This is a genomic window from Planktotalea sp. (genome assembly GCF_049680325.1).
Taxonomy (GTDB): Bacteria; Pseudomonadota; Alphaproteobacteria; order Rhodobacterales; family Rhodobacteraceae; genus Planktotalea.
Genome location: NZ_JBAUHO010000047.1, coordinates 1 through 2,938, shown reverse-complemented (window position 1 = coordinate 2,938; position 2,938 = coordinate 1). Strand labels below are relative to the sequence as shown.

Below are 2,938 nucleotides of genomic sequence, written 5' to 3'. Positions count from 1 at the left end.
GAGGGAGAGCTGTTGGCTCTCCCTTTTTTATTCGAGTTCTGGGCAATGGAGCATCAGTTGCCACCAAGCGGTGATTGGCGGTCTTGGGTGGTCATGGGCGGTCGCGGTGCGGGAAAAACGCGCGCAGGTGCCGAATGGGTGCGTCTTCAGGTCGAGGGGGCGGGGCCGTCGGATAAGGGGCGCTGTACCCGCATAGCGCTGATCGGGGAGACGATCGATCAGACACGCGATGTGATGATTTTTGGCGAGAGCGGCATTCTGGCCTGTTCGCCGCCAGACCGACGGCCAGAGTGGCAGGCGACGCGCAAGCGGCTTGTGTGGCCCAATGGTGCAATCGCGCAGGTGTTTTCGGCTCATGATCCTGAAGGGTTACGTGGGCCGCAGTTTGACGGTGCCTGGGTGGATGAGCTGGCGAAATGGAAGCGGGCGGATGAGGCTTGGGACATGTTGCAGTTCGCGCTGCGTTTGGGAGAGCATCCGCAGGTTTGCGTGACGACCACACCGCGCACAATAGGGGTGCTAAAAGATTTGCTTGCAGCGCCAAGCACGGTGGTCACCCATGCGCCAACACAGGCGAACCGCGCCAATCTGGCGAGCAGCTTTCTTGAAGAGGTCGAGCGGCGCTATGCGGGCACGCGGCTTGGGCGACAGGAATTGGAGGGGGTGTTGCTGGAAGACAGTGAGGGCGCACTGTGGAGTAGCGCTTTGTTAGAGGCGCATAGGGTAAACATTATTCCAGACGTTGATCGCATCGTTGTCGCAGTGGACCCGCCAGCCGGATCAAAGAGCGGTGCAGATGAATGCGGGATTGTGGTCGTGGGGGTGCAGTGCATTGGCGCACCTTCCGAGTGGAAAGCCGTGGTGCTGGAAGACGCCAGCATTCAGGGTGCAACGCCAGCAGGATGGGCGCGCGCCGCGATTGCGGCGATGGAGCGATGGGAGGCGGAGCGTTTGGTGGTTGAGGTAAATCAAGGGGGCGACATGGTGAGTTCGGTGATCCGTCAGGTCGATCCATTTGTGGCGATCACTGCAGTGCATGCGTCCCGAGGCAAAGTCGCCCGCGCAGAGCCTGTCGCGGCGCTATACGAGCAAGGGCGCGTGTCGCATTTGCGGGGTTTGGCGAGCCTTGAAGACCAGATGTGCCGCATGACGGCGCGGGGATATGACGGCAAGGGATCACCAGATCGCGTGGATGCGTTGGTTTGGGCTTTGCATGAGGTGATGATTGCGCCTGCGCAAAATTATCGCAAGCCGCAGATACGGGCGCTTTAGGCGCTGAAGAATTCAGGATTTGGAGTGACACTGGTGCGCGCTTTTGCGGCGCGCAGCCAGGAAAGCTGCGCGAAAAGGAGTGAAAAATGGCATTTGATTTTCTCAAACGGCGCAGCGGCGAGGCTGCCCCACAAGAGACAAAAGCAAGCGCGACCGGGCCCGTGATCGCATATCATGGCGCTGGCCGCGTGGCATGGAGCGCCCGAGATACAGTGTCTTTGACCCGCACGGGTTTTGCGGGCAATCCCGTTGGTTTTCGAGCTGTGAAGTTGATTGCTGAGGCCGCTGCCGCGGTACCCTTGGTCTTGCAGGACAGTGCGCAGCGTTATGACAGCCATGAGCTGCTGGCACTCTTGGCTGCGCCGAACGGCGCGCAGGGGCGGGTTGAGTTCTTCGAGGCCTTGTTTGGTCAGCTTTTGCTGTCGGGCGACGCTTATGTGGAGGCTGTTGCGGCAGAAAGCGGTGCGCCCTTCGAGTTGCATGTGCTGCGCTCTGACAGGATGCGTGTTGTTCCCGGGACGGATGGCTGGCCAGTGGCCTATGAGTATGCGGTCGGCGCGCGCAAAGCACGTTTCGATGTGAGCGCGTCTGTGTCACCGATTTGCCATATCAAGTCGTTTCACCCGCAGGATGACCATTATGGGCTATCGCCTATGCAAGCGGCGGCGACAGCGCTGGATGTACACAATAGTGCGTCGCGTTGGAGCAAGGCGTTGCTGGACAATGCGGCGCGCCCGTCGGGGGCAATCGTTGTGCGCTCGGCGGACGGGCAAGGGACCTTGGGGCCCGAGCAATTCCAGCGCCTTCAGGACGAGATGGAGGCCTATCATCAGGGCGCGAAGAATGCGGGGCGTCCGATGTTGCTGGAGGGTGGTCTTGACTGGAAGCCGATGGGATTTTCGCCTTCTGATATGGAATTTCAAAAGACCAAGGAATCTGCCGCGCGCGAGATCGCGATTGCCTTTGGGGTGCCGCCAATGCTGCTTGGGATCCCCGGTGATGCGACCTATGCCAACTATCAAGAGGCAAACCGCGCGTTCTATCGTCAGGTTGTTGTGCCATTAGCTGGCAAGGTTGCCGGCAAGATTGGGTGCTGGCTGGCTGGATACACAAGCGAGGCTGTGGAGCTAAAGCCCGACCTAGATCAGGTGGCAGCGTTGGCGGTTGAGCGCGATGCGCAGTGGAATCGCGTGGCCAGTGCCGATTTCCTGAGCGTGGATGAAAAGCGCGCGTTGCTTGGGTTGCCGCCCTTGAACGGTGAGGTTGATGCATGAGTGCGCGCGGAGATCGGATCGGGTTCGAAGCCTTCGATTGCGCGCCTGCGCTACGCCTGGAGGCCCACGAGCGGGTGGCGAAGTTGCAATTTGACGGTCTGGGCAAGCGTCTTGATCGGATCGAGGCGGTGATGGAGCGGCTTGAGCGGCGTTTATGGCTGACGGTTTACGGGGTTGTTGCGGTGATTTTGGCACAAGCCGTACAGCCGTTGTTACAGGCTGGTTAGCGCGGTTGGGGGCGCTGCCCCCGTCTGCCGAGGCAGACTCCCCCGGGATATTTTTAGAGAGAGGAAGCGGGTTGGTTTTCTCTTTGGGAAAGGATGAGGCATGCAGGGTGATACAGGTTTAGAGCGCAAGTTTTGCCGCTTTGGTGACGGGTTGACGGTCAAGGA

The 2,938-nt window shown here is 60.1% G+C and carries 3 protein-coding genes; all 3 read left to right on the top strand.

All coding sequences use genetic code 11. The annotated features are described in order from the left end of the window. The first annotated feature begins 45 nt into the window (after positions 1-45). The 3 genes from WBC85_RS02090 (at position 46) to WBC85_RS02080 (ending at position 2,773) form a co-directional block, all read left to right on the top strand. Complete coding sequence (locus tag WBC85_RS02090; RefSeq protein ID WP_424433025.1) at positions 46-1,272, top strand: DNA-packaging protein; 1,227 nt, start codon at positions 46-48, stop codon at positions 1,270-1,272. 86 nt (positions 1,273-1,358) lie between these two features. Next, on the top strand, positions 1,359-2,546 hold the full coding sequence (locus tag WBC85_RS02085) for a phage portal protein (RefSeq protein WP_424433024.1): 1,188 nt from the start codon (positions 1,359-1,361) through the stop codon (positions 2,544-2,546). Further along, positions 2,543-2,773, top strand: a complete 231-nt coding sequence (locus tag WBC85_RS02080; RefSeq protein WP_424433023.1) for a GTA head formation protein, RCAP_rcc01685 family — start codon at positions 2,543-2,545, stop codon at positions 2,771-2,773. The genes WBC85_RS02085 and WBC85_RS02080 overlap by 4 nt, the downstream gene beginning before the upstream one ends. Positions 2,774-2,938: the final 165 nt, after the last annotated feature.